The organism is Pseudomonas sp. TE3644 (assembly GCF_056278815.1).
The window spans coordinates 4,328,670-4,343,869 of record NZ_JBWBQF010000001.1 but is presented as its reverse complement, the minus strand read 5'-3'; the positions used below and the strand labels follow the sequence as shown (position 1 = coordinate 4,343,869).

Annotated in this window: 5 protein-coding genes; 3 read left to right on the top strand and 2 right to left on the bottom strand. The window is 67.5% G+C overall.

Annotation, left to right across the window (positions count from 1 at the left end):
• The first annotated feature begins 54 nt into the window (after positions 1-54).
• The 3 genes from ACZ9GA_RS19005 to ACZ9GA_RS18995 all read left to right on the top strand — a co-directional run bounded on the left by ACZ9GA_RS19005 (position 55) and on the right by ACZ9GA_RS18995 (position 12,852).
• Positions 55-4,662: a dermonecrotic toxin domain-containing protein gene (locus ACZ9GA_RS19005; protein WP_457361236.1), complete on the top strand. Its 4,608-nt coding sequence runs from the start codon at positions 55-57 to the stop codon at positions 4,660-4,662.
• Between the two features lie 127 nt (positions 4,663-4,789).
• On the top strand, positions 4,790-10,030 hold the full coding sequence (locus ACZ9GA_RS19000) for a dermonecrotic toxin domain-containing protein (RefSeq protein ID WP_457361237.1): 5,241 nt from the start codon (positions 4,790-4,792) through the stop codon (positions 10,028-10,030).
• A gap of 2 nt (positions 10,031-10,032) precedes the next feature.
• Positions 10,033-12,852: a leucine-rich repeat domain-containing protein gene (locus tag ACZ9GA_RS18995; RefSeq protein WP_457361238.1), complete on the top strand. Its 2,820-nt coding sequence runs from the start codon at positions 10,033-10,035 to the stop codon at positions 12,850-12,852.
• A 42-nt stretch (positions 12,853-12,894) separates the two neighbouring features.
• Here ACZ9GA_RS18995 and ACZ9GA_RS18990 read toward each other — a convergent pair whose 3' ends face one another.
• Together ACZ9GA_RS18990 and ACZ9GA_RS18985 are read right to left on the bottom strand one after the other, a co-directional pair.
• On the bottom strand, positions 12,895-13,389 hold the full coding sequence (locus tag ACZ9GA_RS18990; protein WP_457361239.1) for a DUF934 domain-containing protein: 495 nt from the start codon (positions 13,387-13,389) through the stop codon (positions 12,895-12,897).
• Positions 13,373-15,031 (bottom strand): nitrite/sulfite reductase, encoded by a 1,659-nt coding sequence (locus ACZ9GA_RS18985; protein WP_457361240.1) that lies wholly within the window; start codon positions 15,029-15,031, stop codon positions 13,373-13,375. The genes ACZ9GA_RS18990 and ACZ9GA_RS18985 overlap by 17 nt, the downstream gene beginning before the upstream one ends.
• Positions 15,032-15,200 lie beyond the last annotated feature (169 nt).

Here is a 15,200-nt window from a genome sequence, read left to right as displayed (position 1 = left end):
GAAGCCTGTCCGAAGGTTCACTGATCGCTCCATTGGATCACGGAGACCTTCCCCATGCAGCTACCCCCATTGGGGCGCGACGCGCCCCCGCATGCCTCGCTCATCGCCACTCGACTGCCCGCCTGGTTGACACACGCCAGCGACGTTCAGCGCGCCGATTATCAGCAACGCCTGCAGCGCAGCCTGGTCTCGGGCGCCGCCGCCACGGCTATCCAGCAGCGTCTACGGCCACCGGCGGCCTTCTGCGAACCCCTGCTTACCCAGGCCTTGGTCAAGGCCTTCAACCTGGAAGTGGACGTTGCGGCCACGCAGTTGGTGCGCCTGCGCTACGCCTACTTTCTCGACCGCCGTCGCCTGGAGCCCCTGCGCACCTCCCTGCTGTCCGCCGCCATGACCAATTTTGCCCCCGACGAAGTCATGGAACCAGGCTCGATGATTCTGCCCGAGGGCGATTTTCGCCTGGTGATCGACCCTCAGGTGGGCTACCGCCACAACCCAGAACGTGTGCTGCCCATCGCCCCGGATGATTTCACCCGGCTGTGCCGCGAACTGGACCTGGGCCAGCAGTACCAGGCCCATGTCATCGGGGTACTGCGCCCGCCAGCGGCCGAACTGGCCCAGTGGACCGCCGATCATTTGCAGGCCAACCTGCGCGATGCGCTCAGCCTGCAGATCGCCCGCGCCACCTTGACCGGCGACCTCAGCGCCGCCACCGCCGCGCAGGTGCAGGCTTTGCTGGCAGGGCAGGGCGAAGCCGCTGCCCTGGAGGTGTGCAGCCTGCGCGCGCTGGTGACCTGGAGCCATGACGGCACCCTGTTGCCGGGCCTGCTGCTGATGCGCACCCCCGGCCAGGCCGACGGGCCGTGCGTGGCTTACCTGCCGGGCGCGCCTGCACAGCCGCTCAAGCAATACCCGCGATTTGCCGACTTTGCCGCCGACCTGCGCCGCCGGTTACGTGACACCGCTTTTCGCCACTATTTCCAGCGCTTCGTGCCCCAGGCCCAGCGCCAGGCGTTCTTCGAGCGGCTGGCCAATACGCTCAGCCCGCTGCCCTTTCTGTCGAATATCCCCCAGGAGGACCCCGATGCAGACATCGGCCTGCGCGCGCAGGTCATCGGCCAGGGCCTGGTGGCGCAGTTGCATCAGGACCTGGTGGACACCGCCATCGGCGACGCCCGGACATGGGTGGTGCCCACCGGTGACGAAGATGCCGCGGCCCGTGAGCAGCGCTTGCAGGGCTACCTGTCGCTGGGCCTGGACGTGCTCAATGGCGCCGCCTTCTTCGTCCCCGCACTGGGCGCGGTGATGGCGGTGGCGGGCGCTGCGCAGCTGCTGGACGAGGTGTTTGTCGGCGTCGACGACTGGACCCACGGCCAGACCCGCGAGGCTGTGGACCATTGTTTCAGCGTCATCGCCAACCTGGCGCTGCTCGCCGGTAGCGCCGGGGCGGGCGTGGCCATTGAGCGCTCGCCCTTTGTCGAAGGCATGTTGCCGGTGGTCGATGCCCAGGGCCACGGGCGTTTGTGGAATGTACCGCTGACCGAGTTCAGCCATGGGCAGCCGATCGCCAGCGATGTGCGCCCCGACAGCCTGGGGCAATATTGGGTGGCGCAACAACCGCACGTGAAAATCGACGGATCGGTCTATCGGCTGGCATTCGACAGCCAGCAGCAGCGCTGGTATGCCCGGCACCCTGACGCCAGCCGCGCATGGCGCGTGGCCGTGTCGCACAACGGCCAGGGCGCCTGGCGCGGGGCGCACGAGAATCCCCGCGCCTGGACCGGCCCGCAAGCCCTGCGACGCCTGGGGGCGCTGACCGAGGGGCTGGACGATGTCAGCCTTGCACGCCTGCAGCAGGCCTGCGGGTTGAGTGATGAGCACGTGCAGAACCTGCACGTGCAAACCCGGCCCCTGCCTGCGCTGCTACGGCTGTGCGCAGCGGATTTCCAGGCTCAGGCCCAGGTGCAGACATTGTCTGCCGCCGAACAGGCCGCTGCCTTTGCGCAGCTGCGCCAGCCCCAGGCGGCGCTGGGCATCGAGGATGCAGCCTATCCCCTGCAACGCGATTTCCCCAGCCTGACACCTGCCATGGCCGAGGAAATCCTGGCCACGGCCACCCGCCGCGAGCGTCAGTGGCTGAGCATTCGCCGACGGGTGCCGTTGCGCTTGGCCGAGCGGGCTCGCCAGGCCCAGCGCGCATTGCGCCTGAACCGGGCCTGCACCGGCCTGGTACTGCCGGCCAGCGCCTGGCCCGACAGCGCCCGTCTGGAAGCTGGCTTGCTTGCCCTGCAGCCTGGCAATCCTGCGCCGGGTGCGTTGTTTGAACAGGCGCTGGCCGACCCCGGCCAGGCGGCCCGGCTGATCGGCCTGCGTCGCGCGCCGGGCGCATTTCGCTGGCCCACTCGCCAGGTCGACGGCCAGATCGGCTACCCCCTCAGTGGCCGTCAGCCGCGCTCCGTGTGGCGACGCTTGCGCGCCCTGTACCCGCGCCTGGAGGAAACCGAACTCGAAGCACTGCAGGCAACGCTGCTGGGAGGGACGCCCGAGCAGGCCGAGGCCGACCTGGCCCGGTTGGAGCGCCAGCACCAGCGCCTGTACGGCGCCTTGCTGGAATGGGCCGATGAACCGGCACCCACCGAGGTGATCCTGCGCCAGGCGCGCACCGAAGCCATGGAGCGCATCCTTGGCGTATGGCGCCGCTACCCCGAGCACATTGGCGATGCCTTCGAGGGCGGACAGGCGTTTAATCTCAACCTCTCGGACCTGCCCATCGGCGCGTTGCCGGTGGTGGAGGCGGACTTTGCCCATGTGCAGACCCTGTCCCTGGACGGCTGCGACCTGGCGGATGACCCGTCGCACTTCCTGGCGCGGTTCACCGGCGTGCGCACCCTGGAGTTGCAGGAAAACCGCTTCACCCGGATACCGCCCGGTGTAGCGCAGATCCCGCGGCTCGCCGAATTGTTGCTGGAGAGCAACGCCCTGGTGGCCAGCGAAACTCTGTTCCAGCCCTTGCTGGGCCTGCCGGAACTGGAAACCCTGAGCTTGCAGGGCAACCCATTGGACCTGTCGGCGGACGCCATCCGCAGCCTGGCCAGCTTGCCGTCGCTGACCGAACTCAACCTCTCCGGCACCATCCAGACGTTGTCCACCGAGCAACTGCAGGCCATCACCGCGTTGCCTTACATGACCGACCTGTGGCTGCGCAACGTCGGCCTGACGCTGAGCCCGGAGCGTACCGCCATGCTGGCCAGCATGCCTTTCCTGCGTTGGCTGGACCTGTCCCGCAACCCGCTGGGCGCGACGGTTGATGTCGGTGCGCTGCGCACCGTGCGCAGCCTGGATCTGGGCGGTTGCCAATTGACTGCCTGGCCAACAGGCCTGAGCGAGCTGATGGACGCCAACCCGTTGCACCTTACCGCCGTCGGCCTGCGGGACAACCCCATTGTCGAAGTGCCCGCCCTGCAAGGCCTGGCCATGTTCAACGCACCGCCCGGGCAGGTCGCGTCGCTGCGCATCACCCGCACCCACCTGAGCCCCGCCAGCCTTGCGCATTTGCGTGCCGCCAACGTCGTGCCGTTCGAGGGGCCGGGGCCTGACTGGCTGACCGGCAGCCCCGAAGACGTTCGCGCCCGTGCCGAGGAGTTGCGCGCCATGCCCCAGGCGCGGTACTTCATGGCTGCGGTGGACAGTGTCGAGGAAACTGCCGACTACCGCGCCGATCCGTTTGCCGGCCGTGCGCGCATCGTGGCCTTGATTCGCGCCTTGGGTGATGCGGATGCGCAGGGCCTGGAGGCGTTGCGCGAGCAGCTTTTCGATATCGGCGAAGAAGCCATGACCACCTGCGGCGACGGCGTGCAGCTGTTCCTGCGCCGCAGCGAAACCCTGGTGCTGGTGTTCGGCGCCGCTGAAGCGGCCCTGGCCCCCGAGGCGGATCTGGCGCCCCTGTTGCGCTTGGGTCGACAGCTGCACCGCGAGAGCCTGCTGGACGGATTTGTCGCCGAACTGTACGACGCGCGGGTGGCCAGGCGCAGCGTGCTGTTCCCCGATGCCATCCACCGTGAGGCCACCGCCGCCGAGCTGGCGCAGTTGATGCCCGAACGCGTGGCCGATGCCCCGGCGCTCAGTGCGCTGGACGATATCGTCGATGGCTCGTTGCTTGAGGTGCCTGACGAAGCAGAGCTGCGCCTGCGCTTGCGCATCGACCTTGCCGAGCCATTGGACCTGCCGCCGCAGCCGGCCCGGATGCGTTATGTACAGGATGTCCCGGCCAGCGTACGCGAGCGCATCACGGGGGCCGTGCAGGCCGCCGACACGTCCGCCAGTCAGCGCGATTGGCTGCTGCAACAGCCCTGGTGGCGGCAGTTCTTCCAACGTCGCTGGCCCCAGCGGTTCGAGGCCGTGCGCCAACGCTGGTACACCGGGCATCGCTACCTGCTGGCGCTGGATGACCCTCACGCCGATCTGGAACCGATGGCCGACGAGGTGCTGGCGGCGCTGCAACAGTTCCTGCCCCGGCACGCCTGGCAAATCGACGGTCAGCCGCAGCGGCTGGTGCTGACTGCCGCCGACGCCGAAGCGGCACGCCAGTGCCTGATCCAAGGTGAGCGCCAGGCCGTCTCGGCGCTGATCGACAGCCTGAGCGAGCCGTTCATGGCCACCTGAGCCGTTTTCCTACATCTGCAGGCGCCAGCGCAGTATTTACCTATGCCAGGCGCCTGCCGGTGAACGGTTTCACTGCCATCCCGCCCGCCGAGCCTCGGCGGGCCTCTGGCAGATGGAGCCTATCGCCATGCCCCTTGCTGAACACACCCCTTACCGCAGCCTGATCGAGGCGGCCATGCCCGCCTGGTTGATCAGGGCGCCGAACAACCTGCGCCAGCACTACTTCGCCAGCTCGGTGCTGAGCCTGCGCTCAAGCACCGATGCCCTGGCGGTGACCGCCCGCCTGCAAGGCCCCGCCGCCTTCTGCGCGCCCTTGTTGCAGGCCGAACTGGATCGTCTGTACCCGCACCTGAAACTGGACGTCAATCGCCATGAGCTGGTGCGCATGGTACGCACCGGTGACCTGCTGCAAACCCGCCTGCGGCCCCACCAGCAGACGCTGCTTGAGGCGGCCATGCAGAACTTCGCCCCCGGCGAGGCCATGGCCGATGGCTTCGAGCGCGGCTCGGTGATACTGCCGGTGGGGGTGTTCACCTTCGATGTCAATGATGACCTCAGCCTGCGCTACAAATACCCCGCCTCCAAGGTCGTGCCCCTGGAACCGCACGTGTTCGCCTGCCTGTGCCGTACCCTGGACCTGGGCCAGCGCTACCAGCAACACCTGGCCAGCGTGCTGGGTATCGGCCGCCACAAGGCGCCGGGCATCGACATCAGCCCGCAGAAAAGCCGCGTCGCGGTGAAACTGCACCTGCGTGACCGTCTGGAAGTGGACGCCGTGACGGCGCGCATCAAGGGCCATATCACCGCCAGCGCCCTGGACCTGGTGTTGCAGATCACCCAGCCGCGCGAGGTGGGCAACCAGCCGCTATGGGACGGCGAGCCGGTTGACCTGCAGGCCGTGCAGCTATTGCAGACTGCCTTCGGCGGCGCGGTGATGCTGCTGGGCCCGGTCCTGATCACCCGCAAACGCCCCAATGGCGTCGACCCGGGCAAATGCCTGGTTTACCTGCCGGGTGACCCCGACTTTCCCTTGCACGAGTACGACAGCAGACAGGACTTCGCCGATTCATTGCGCGAGCGGCTGCGCGATCGACGGTATCAGACCTTCTTCGCTCGCTTCGTGGAGCACGAAGACGCCCCGGCGTTCTTCGAGCGTCTGAACAATACCTTGGCGCCGACGCCGGCCTCCTGGCCACTGCAATACACCAGGCCACCGGTACCCGACCCCGACGCCGACATCGGCCTGCGGGTGCGCGCCTACGCCATCGACCTGACCCGGTTGATGCACAAGATGTACACCGTGATGATCCAGAGCAATGCGGCCATCGCCGTGGTACCCACCGCTCGCCAGGACGACCTGGCCCGCGAACAGCGCCTGGCCTGGTGGGAGACCCTGGGCCTGGGGGCGCTGAACCTGGCGGCGTTCGTGGTGCCGGGCGTGGGCGAGATGATGGCCGTAGTGGGGGCGGTGCAGCTGGTCAAGGACCTGTGCATTGGCGTGGATGACTGGAAGCATGGCCAGACCGAGGAGGCCTTGGCCCATTTCGGCAGCGTGGCGCAGAACCTGGCCATGGTGGTGGCCGGCGTGGCGGGGGGCGTGGCCCTGGCGCGCTCGCCCTTTGTCGAGAACCTGGTGCCGGTTACCGATGCGGCCGGTCGCACGCGGCTGATTCATCCGGACCTGAGTCCATACGCCAGCGACCTGAGCCTGCCCGAGCACGCCCAGCCCAACGCATTGGGGCAGCATGAGCTCGATGGCAAGTACCATGTGGTGGTCGATGACCGCCTGTACCGGCAAGCCCAGGACCCGGTGACCGGAGAGTGGACGGTTGAGCACCCGCGTCTGGCAGGGCAATACCGGCCCGTGCTGCAGCACAATGGCGCGGGTGCCTGGCAGCATGGGCTGGAGCAGCCGCAGGCGTGGGAGGGCGCGGCGTTGTTGCGGCGCTTCGGGCCACTGACCGATGGCCTGACCGACAGCGAGCTGATGCGCCTGCGCGAAAGTTGCGGGGTGTCCGAACAGCGCCTGCGCGCGTTGCACCTGGACCGCCAGGGCATGCCCGGTGTGCTGGAGCAGGCGCTGATCCGGTTCCGCAGCCAGCGCCAGGTTGACCAGTTGATCGAGCGCTTGAACGGCCAGCAGCCGCTGGGCGCAGGTGGCGACTATGCCGCGCCGCTGCTGACGCGGCTGCAGCGCTGGCCGCGCGAGGTCGGGGTGCGCATGGAGCTTGAGGACGGTCGCCTGGTGCACTATCAGGATCCGGCAGAGGGTGACGTGTACGTGACGCTCAAGCGCGTACCCGGGATTACGCCGCACCCGGCCGATACCGTGCTGCGCCAACTGACCCCCAGCCAGCGCGCCGGGCTGTTTGCCGACAACGTCGGCAGCGCCTGGGAGGCCCAGGTCACGGCGTTGTCCGAAGCCCTGGCCGAACAGGCTGCCCGGGCCCGTGATGAAATCGCTGCCGCGCTGGTGGCCCGTGATACGCCAGCGCTGAAACCGTTGGCGCAACCCCTGCAAAGGGACTTCCCCGGGCTGCCCGCCAGCATGGCCAACGAACTGGCCGCCAGTGCCACGGCCACCGAGCTCCAGCGCCTGGGCGAGGGGCGGGTGCCCACGCGTCTGGCCGAAGCGGCGCGCTGGCAATTGCGTGACCTGCGCCTGGGTCAGGCCATGGAAGGGCTGATCAATGTGCAGCGGGCCTCGCCTGATCGCGACCTGCTGGCCTTCGGCCTGCTGGAACACTTGCCGGGTTGGCCGGCGGACCTGCGAATTGAATTGGTGGCTGAGCTGGGTGGCCAGCCTGTGGCTGCCGCTGGGCCGAGCGGTGCCGCCGACATAAAAGTAGTGGTGCGGCGCGATGGCCGCTACCAGCCGTTCGACGCCCACGAACAATCCCTTGCCGCCCCGGGCAACCTGTTCACCGCCTTGCACCGGGCGCTGCCAGATTCGGCGCGGGCTGCCATGGCTATCACGGGCCGCAGCGGTCGCCAATTGCGCCGCGAAGTCTGGGGCCTGGCCCTGCAGGACCGCGACCGCGCGGGCCTGGTGCTGGGGCAGCGGCGGCTGCAACCCTGGTTCAACCCGCCGTGGCGGCTGGGGGAGCGCATCGGCTATCCGCTCAGTGGGCGCGGCGGCCCCAGTTTTACCCAGCGCTGGCGCGTACGCAGCCTGTTCCCCGGGGTCACCGACGCCGAGTTGCCCGCGCTGATGGACTGGGTGCGCAGCCGCAATGCCAACTTCGACCTGGCCTTGCGCGGTCTGCAGCAGGAATATCAGGTGCTGGAACGCACCTTGCGCGAATGGTCGCTGCGCGCCCCGCTGGATGAGGTGGACCACCGAGCCCAGCTGCGCAACCGCCTGGTGCACGCCTGGCGTCGAGGTACCCGTCGGGTGATCGTGGATGACCTGCGCCTGGGCGAGCTGCCGGTGATCACCGCCGACTTCAGCCATGTGGAGGTGCTGGCCCTGCGAAATGTCGGCTTGCGTGACGACCCCTCGCACTTTCTGCGCCAGTTCCCCAACCTCACCCAATTGGGCCTGGACGCCAACCAGCTGGAGGCCATCCCCCCGGCCATCGGCCATATGCGCCAACTGCGGGTACTCAACCTGCAGGGCAATCAGCTGGCCGTCACTGACACGCTGCTGCAGCCGCTGGTGGTGCCAGGTGAAACCCGCCCCCTGCGCGAGCTGATCCTCAACCACTCGCTGCGCACCCTGATGGTAGGCGATCAACCGCGCAGTACCGAACTGACGCCCCAGGCGTTGGCGCCGCTACGCCAGCTGCCCGAGCTGCGCCTGCTGAGCCTGTCCAACAACGCGATTACCCTGGAGGACGGCGCGTTCGATGTACTGGGCGACCTCACGTCCCTGGAGACCCTGCGCATGCGCCGCACCTGGATGAGCTTTTCCATACGGCGCCGCGAGGCGCTGAGCCGACTGGTCAACCTGCGCGCCCTGGACATGAGCGAAAATGTGCTGCTGGACCCGCCCGATGTCAGCAACTTCCGGCAGTTGCAGGTGCTGGGGCTGTGGACCACCGATATCAGCGAGATGCCCCCGGGCCTCGACGCCCTACTGCTGCAGCGTCCGCGCCATCTGGCGCGCGTCAATCTGGGGGAAAACGACATCACCGACATCGGCGAACTGCCGGACGAGGCCTTGCGTGAATTCAACGGCCCCATGGACCTGATCCTGGACGGCAACCCGCTGTCCATGGCCAGCCGCAACCGCCTGCGCCGCGCCGGCGTCACCGTGCACCTGCCACCTGCGCCTGCGCCCGTGCTGGACACGGATTGGCTGGCAGATGCCCCGCAAACCCTGCGCGAACGGGTAGCGGCCGACCGCTTGAACCCCGAGGCCGAAAGCTTCTACCGGATACTGGACCAGATGCACCGTACCCGCGACTTTCAGCGCAATCCCCAAGCGTTCCAGGCGCGCATGTGGGCCTTGCTGGAAGCGGCCGTGCCGCCCGTCGACGTCGGTTCGGGCGATGGGCTGGGTGTCGACGATCTGCGTCAACAGCTGTTCGCCCAGGCCGCGCTGGTGGCTGAGACCTGCGGCGACGGGGTCATCACCACGCTGGATGAGCTGGAAACCACGGTGCTGGCCTGGCAGGCTGCGTCCCTGGCCCTGGAGGGCGGCGAGGCGATGCTGGCGCCTTTGACCCGGCTGGCCCGCCAACTGTTCCGCCAGGCGCTGGTGGACGAGCGCGCCCGCTCGATTTCAGCCGCGCGCGAGCGGCGTTTCGAAAGCCTGCTGCTGGCTGCCAGCCCATTGCCCGAGCTTGACCCGCTGGACGCCATCGACGATGCGCAGTTACTGCAACACCAGCCCGATGAAGTGGAAATTCGCTTGTGGCTGCGCGAGCAGCTGGAACAGCGGCTGAACCTGCGCCCGCAACCCGGCCGCCTGTATGGCGCGGCAGTCAGCCAGCAGGTTGCCGAGCGGGTCGGCACCCAGGTGATCACTGAAGACACGCCCCAGCGCTTTGCCGACTACCTGGCGCAACAACCCTATTGGGAGAATTACGGCCAGCGGGTACACCACGAGGCATTCGCGCAGCTGGACCAGCAATGGGATGACGTGCTGAATCTGTTCACCGACGCCACTGACCCTGACAGCGAATTCGAGCTGCAGGGCGAGCGCCAGTTGGCTGCCCTGCTGCGGCTGGAGGCGTTCACCGCCAGTACCGCGCAGCCCATCGGCTGGCGCAATGCGGCAGGGGCGGCGCAACATGTGGAGTTGCCGGAAGGCGTGGTGTTGGAGGTGTTCAACTGGATGAAGACCGCCAAGGCCCAGGCGCGCCACGCATTGCTGCGGCAGTGGGCCTTGGACCAGGCACACGCCACTGCAGGGAGGGCATGAGCATGGACAGCTTATCGCCCATGGCGGATTTTGACAGTGTGGCGTTCGCGCACCTGCAGCAGCTCAGCGGTGTCACCGACGCCCAGTTGCAGCGCGCCAATGCCACGCAACAGCCCTTGCCGCCCGAACTGCTGGAGGTGCTGGACGATGTGCGGGCGGCGCGTGTCGCCCGCCAGCAGCCGGCCCGGGACTGGCCGGCCACCTTCGCCCGGCTGCGCCAGCGGCCTGCCACCACGGATGCGGAGGCGGCGGTGCTGGTGCGTGACTTTCCGGACTTGCCCGCGCCCCTGGCCGAGCGCATCGCCGCCCAGGCCAATGATGCCGAGCGCGAGCGATTGGCCGCAGGGCGGGTGGCGTTGCGCCTGGCCGAGCAAGCGCGGCTGGCCTTGCGTGAGGTGCAACTGAACCGTGCCTATACCGACTTGTATTTGCCGGCGGCGCGGCGGCTGGCAGCCGATCGCTTGCTATTGGCAGGCGCCGCACGCCTGCCAGGCTGGCCTGCCGAGTTCAGCCTGGTATTGCGCGAGGCGGACGAGGGCGGCAGGGAGCTGGCCCGTGTCGGGCCCGATGACGCCGGCGCGTCGGCCGTGGTGGTGCGCACCGTGGCTGGCTACCGCCTGTTGGCCCATGCTGGGCGCCCTGAGCATGACAGCATCGACCTGGCGCAGATCCTGGTGCACGCGCTCAGCCCCGCGCAGTGGGTGGAGCTGGATCTGGATGACGCCCTGTGGCTGCGCGAACGGGTGTTCGAGCGGCTGCTGGCCGATCGCGGGCTGGCGGCGCGTGCCATCGGCCAGCGCCGGGCGCCCGCCTGGCTGCGGCCCCCTGCGCGACAGCCCGGTGGTGCGGTGGGTTATGACCTGAGCGGGCAGGCGCCGGCACACATCGGGCTGTTCCGCGCCCAGGTGCGTCAGCGCCTGCGGCGGTTGTACCCGCTGATGGACGAGCCGCGTGTTCGCGCCCTGCAAGCTGGCCTGGGTGCCGAGCCGCTGGCGGCACTGGAGCGCCTGGAGGCCGAATACGCCCATCTGCAGGCCACTCTGCAGGCTTGGGTCGAGGACGAAGGCGCCGCCCGCGACCGCCATGGCGAAGTGGTTGTGGTACAGCCCCGGCAGCGCAGGGCAGCAGCCGACGATATCCTGGCGGCCTGGCGCCGTGAAACCCTGATGATCCCCGAGGCGGACGAGGCCGCGCCCCGCTACCAGCTCAACCTCAGCGACCGCACGGTGGGCGAATTGCCGGAGCTTGCGGCCGACTTTGCCCACGTCAGCCACTTGAGCCTGCGCCGTCTGGGGCTGTTCCTCGACCCGTCCGGCTTTCTGCGTGCCTTCACTGGCCTGCATAGCCTGGACCTGCAGGAAAACCTACTCAGTGCGCTGCCGCACGCCATTGCCCGCATGCCTTCGCTGAGCCGGCTGGTGGTCCGGCACAACCATTTGCGCGGCCGTGACACGCTGTTTGATCCCCTGATCGGCTTGGTGCAACTGGACGCATTGATTCTCAGTCACAACCCCCTGCGCTTGAGCGCGGCGGCCTTGCAAGCCTTGGCGCAGCTGTCGTCGTTGACCGAACTGCGGCTCAACGGCTGTGAGTGCGCCCTGGATGCCGATGGGTTTGCTCAGTTGGCCCGGCTGGGGCAGTTGGAGGAGCTGAGCCTGGAAGACAACGACATTGTGCTGACCGCCGGGGCACTGGATGGGCTGGGGCGCGTGTCGTCGCTGCGCAGCTTTTCCATGGCGGGCAATCCCCTGGCAGCCGTCGATGTGGCTGCGTTGTCGCAGGTACGGCACCTGGATCTGTCCGAGTGCGGCTTGACGCAGTGGCCGGCAGGGCTGTCGGCGCTGATGGCCGGGTCAGCGCTGCGCTGGGTGTCCCTGAGCGACAACGCTTTGGTGGACGTGCCGTCCTTGCAGGGGCTGGCATTCTTCCGGGGTGACAGCGAGTTTGGCCCCCAGCGCCTGGAAATTTCGGCCTCGTGGTTGAGCGCACTGGCACGGCAGCGCTTGGCGCAGGTGGGGATCGAACCGGTCCCTGGCCTGGTTCGCTATGAAACCCGGGACGCTGCCTCGCAGCGGCTGGTACTGGCCTTCAGTGACTGGAGCGAGGGGTTGGATGCGGTCCTGCGCGAGGGGTTTGAGCAGTTCAATGACCAGGCCGTGACCGATGACCTGCTGGTTGCCTTGGACCGTTTAAGTGCCACCGCCGTGTATCGGCGCGACCCGGCGGGCCACCGTCGGCGCATCGCCGAACTGATCACGGCCTGCTGCCTGCCGGACGAGGAGGGCAGCGGCCAGCAGCATTTGCGCGACGTTGTCCTGGGGCTGGCCCGTGTGGCGCTGGAGGACGGCCCCTTGCTGTACGGTTGGCTGGCACAGTGCGAAGGGTATGTGCAGGTCTATCGTGCCGGGCTGTCGGAGGCTGATGGCTTGGCTGGCGTGGTTGCGCAGGCGCAGCGCAGCGTACCGGCGGGTACCTCGCTGGTGGCCTGGCTGCTGGCACAGCCGGCCTGGCGCGAATGCCTGGCGCGACGGTGGCCGCAGGCGTTGGCCAAGGTGCAGGCGCCCTGGCGTGCCGGCCTGGCTTACCTGGTTGCCACCGGCCGCGAGCCTTTCGACCTGGCCCAGGTGCCGGAAGTGACGGGCGCCGTACTGGCGCAGATCCTCGCCGATGACCAGGCGCCCACCCTGGCCCTGGTGCCGGGTCGCAGCTTGGGCCCACGGCAGCGCCAACAGGCGCGCAGGCGCTTGCAGGCGGCCTTGGAACAGGCAACCACGGGGTTCTTGCAGCAGATGACGCAGAAGGTGCTGGCCGGGCCAGCGTGACGCAACCCCCTTTCGCCCGGACGGGCGCAAGGGGGCTGTCGATCAACGACGACGGAACAGCGGCAGCGGTTCGTCAGTGGCGGCCTGGTAGGTCACCGAGAAGTCTTTCAGGCTGTCCAGCGCCTCGTACGGGTCCTTGTCGGCGCGCAGGGCGAAGGCGTCGAAACCGCAGCGGGCCAGGTAGAACAGCTGGTCGCGCAGCACGTCGCCAATGGCGCGCAGCTCGCCGGTGAACTTGTAGCGATCACGCAGCAGGCGCGCGTTGGAGTAGTTGCGCCCGTCGGTGAAGGCCGGGAAGTTCAGCGCGATGACCTGGAACTTGTCGACGTCTTCACCGATTTCCTCGGCTTCCTCGTCGCTGTCCAGCCACACGCCCAGGCCGCCGTCGCGGGCTTGCAGGGCGTGGCCGTGCTCGCGCCACAGGGCCAGCGGCACGATCAGGTCGTCGCAGTTGCTGATGCCGTCCAGCGTCGCGTCCTTGGGCAGCAGGTGCCAGGTTTCGTCGACGACGGCGTTGTTCTTAATGATTCGCTGCATAGACGCGTTCCTTGAACAGATCGATACCGATGCGCTGGTAGGTGTCGATGAAACGTTCATCTTCAGTGCGTTGTTCGACGTAGACGTCGATCAGCTTGCTGATCACGTCGGGCATGGCGTCCTGGGCGAACGAAGGGCCCAGGATCTTGCCCAGGCTGGCGTCGCGGCTGGCGCTGCCACCCAGGGACACCTGGTAGAACTCTTCGCCTTTCTTGTCCACGCCCAGGATGCCGATGTGGCCCACGTGGTGGTGACCACAGGCGTTCATGCAACCGGAGATGTTCAGGTCCAGCTCGCCGATGTCGAACAGGTAGTCCAGGTCGTCGAAACGGCGCTGGATGGATTCGGCGATCGGGATCGACTTGGCGTTGGCCAGCGAGCAGAAATCACCACCCGGGCAGCAGATGATGTCGGTCAGCAGGCCGATGTTCGGGGTGGCGAAGCCGCCTTCGCGCAGTTCCAGCCACAGCGCGTGCAGACGGCTCTGCTCCACGTCGGCCAGGATGATGTTCTGCTCGTGGGAAGTGCGCAGCTGGCCGAAGCTGTAGCGGTCGGCCAGGTCGGCGACGGCGTCCAGTTGCTTGTCGGTCAGGTCGCCCGGGGCCACGCCGGTCGGTTTCAGCGACAGGGTGACGGCCACGTAGCCCGGCTTCTTGTGGGCCAGGGTGTTGCGGGTGCGCCAGCGGGCAAAGCCTGGGTGCTCGGCGTCCAGGGCGGTCAGTTCGGCGGCGAAGTCAGGCAGGGCCTTGTATTCGGGGTCGACGAAGTGCTTGGCCACGCGCTGCAGTTCGGCTTCGGTCAGTGTGGTGCTGCCGCCGCGCAGGTGTTCCATTTCGGCGTCGACCTTCTGGGCAAACACCTCGGGGGTGAGGGCCTTGACCAGGATCTTGATGCGCGCCTTGTACTTGTTGTCCCGGCGGCCATAGCGGTTGTACACACGCAGTATGGCGTCCAGGTAGCTGAGCAGGTCTTGCCACGGCAGGAATTCGTTGATGAACGAACCCACCACCGGGGTACGGCCCAGGCCGCCACCCACCAGCACGCGGAAGCCCAGCTCGCCGGCTGCGTTGTGCACCGGCTCCAGGCCAATGTCGTGCACTTCGATGGCGGCGCGGTCGCTGGCAGCGCCGTTGACGGCGATCTTGAACTTGCGCGGCAGGTAAGCGAACTCGGGGTGGAAGGTGGTCCACTGACGCACGATCTCGCACCAGGGGCGCGGGTCGATGACTTCGTCCGCGGCCACGCCGGCGAACTGGTCGGTGGTGACGTTGCGCAGGCAGTTGCCGCTGGTCTGGATGGCGTGCATCTGCACGGTGGCCAGTTCAGCCAGAATGTCGGGGATGTCTTCTACCGCCGGCCAATTGAACTGCACGTTCTGGCGAGTACTGATGTGGGCATAGCCCTTGTCGTAGTCGCGGGCGATCTTGGCCATCATCCGCGTCTGGCGCGAGGTCAGCTGGCCATAAGGCACGGCAACCCGCAGCATCGGCGCGAAGCGTTGGATGTAGAGGCCATTTTGCAGGCGCAGCGGGCGGAACTCTTCTTCGCTGAGCTCCCCGGCCAGGTAGCGTCGGGTCTGGTCACGGAACTGCTTGACGCGGTCCTCGATGATCCGTTGATCGTACTCGTCGTAAACGTACATAGGTGTCCTGTTCTCAGGCTGCTTACAGCAAATCTGCGCGCACGGCCGCGCACTCCCAGCGGAGCCGACGAAAGATACCAGTTTCGGGTTATGCGCAAAAGTGATGTTTGAATATAAGGAAAGAACTAAAAGTACTAACCTTAGTACTTTAGTCTCAAGTCCTTACTTG

Coding starts and splice junctions, on each gene's coding strand:
- ACZ9GA_RS19005 (WP_457361236.1), top strand. CDS start 55: ATGCAGCTACCCCCATTGGGGCGCGACGCGCCCCCGCATGCCTCGCTC.
- ACZ9GA_RS19000 (WP_457361237.1), top strand. CDS start 4,790: ATGCCCCTTGCTGAACACACCCCTTACCGCAGCCTGATCGAGGCGGCC.
- ACZ9GA_RS18995 (WP_457361238.1), top strand. CDS start 10,033: ATGGACAGCTTATCGCCCATGGCGGATTTTGACAGTGTGGCGTTCGCG.
- ACZ9GA_RS18990 (WP_457361239.1), bottom strand. CDS start 13,389: ATGCAGCGAATCATTAAGAACAACGCCGTCGTCGACGAAACCTGGCAC.
- ACZ9GA_RS18985 (WP_457361240.1), bottom strand. CDS start 15,031: ATGTACGTTTACGACGAGTACGATCAACGGATCATCGAGGACCGCGTC.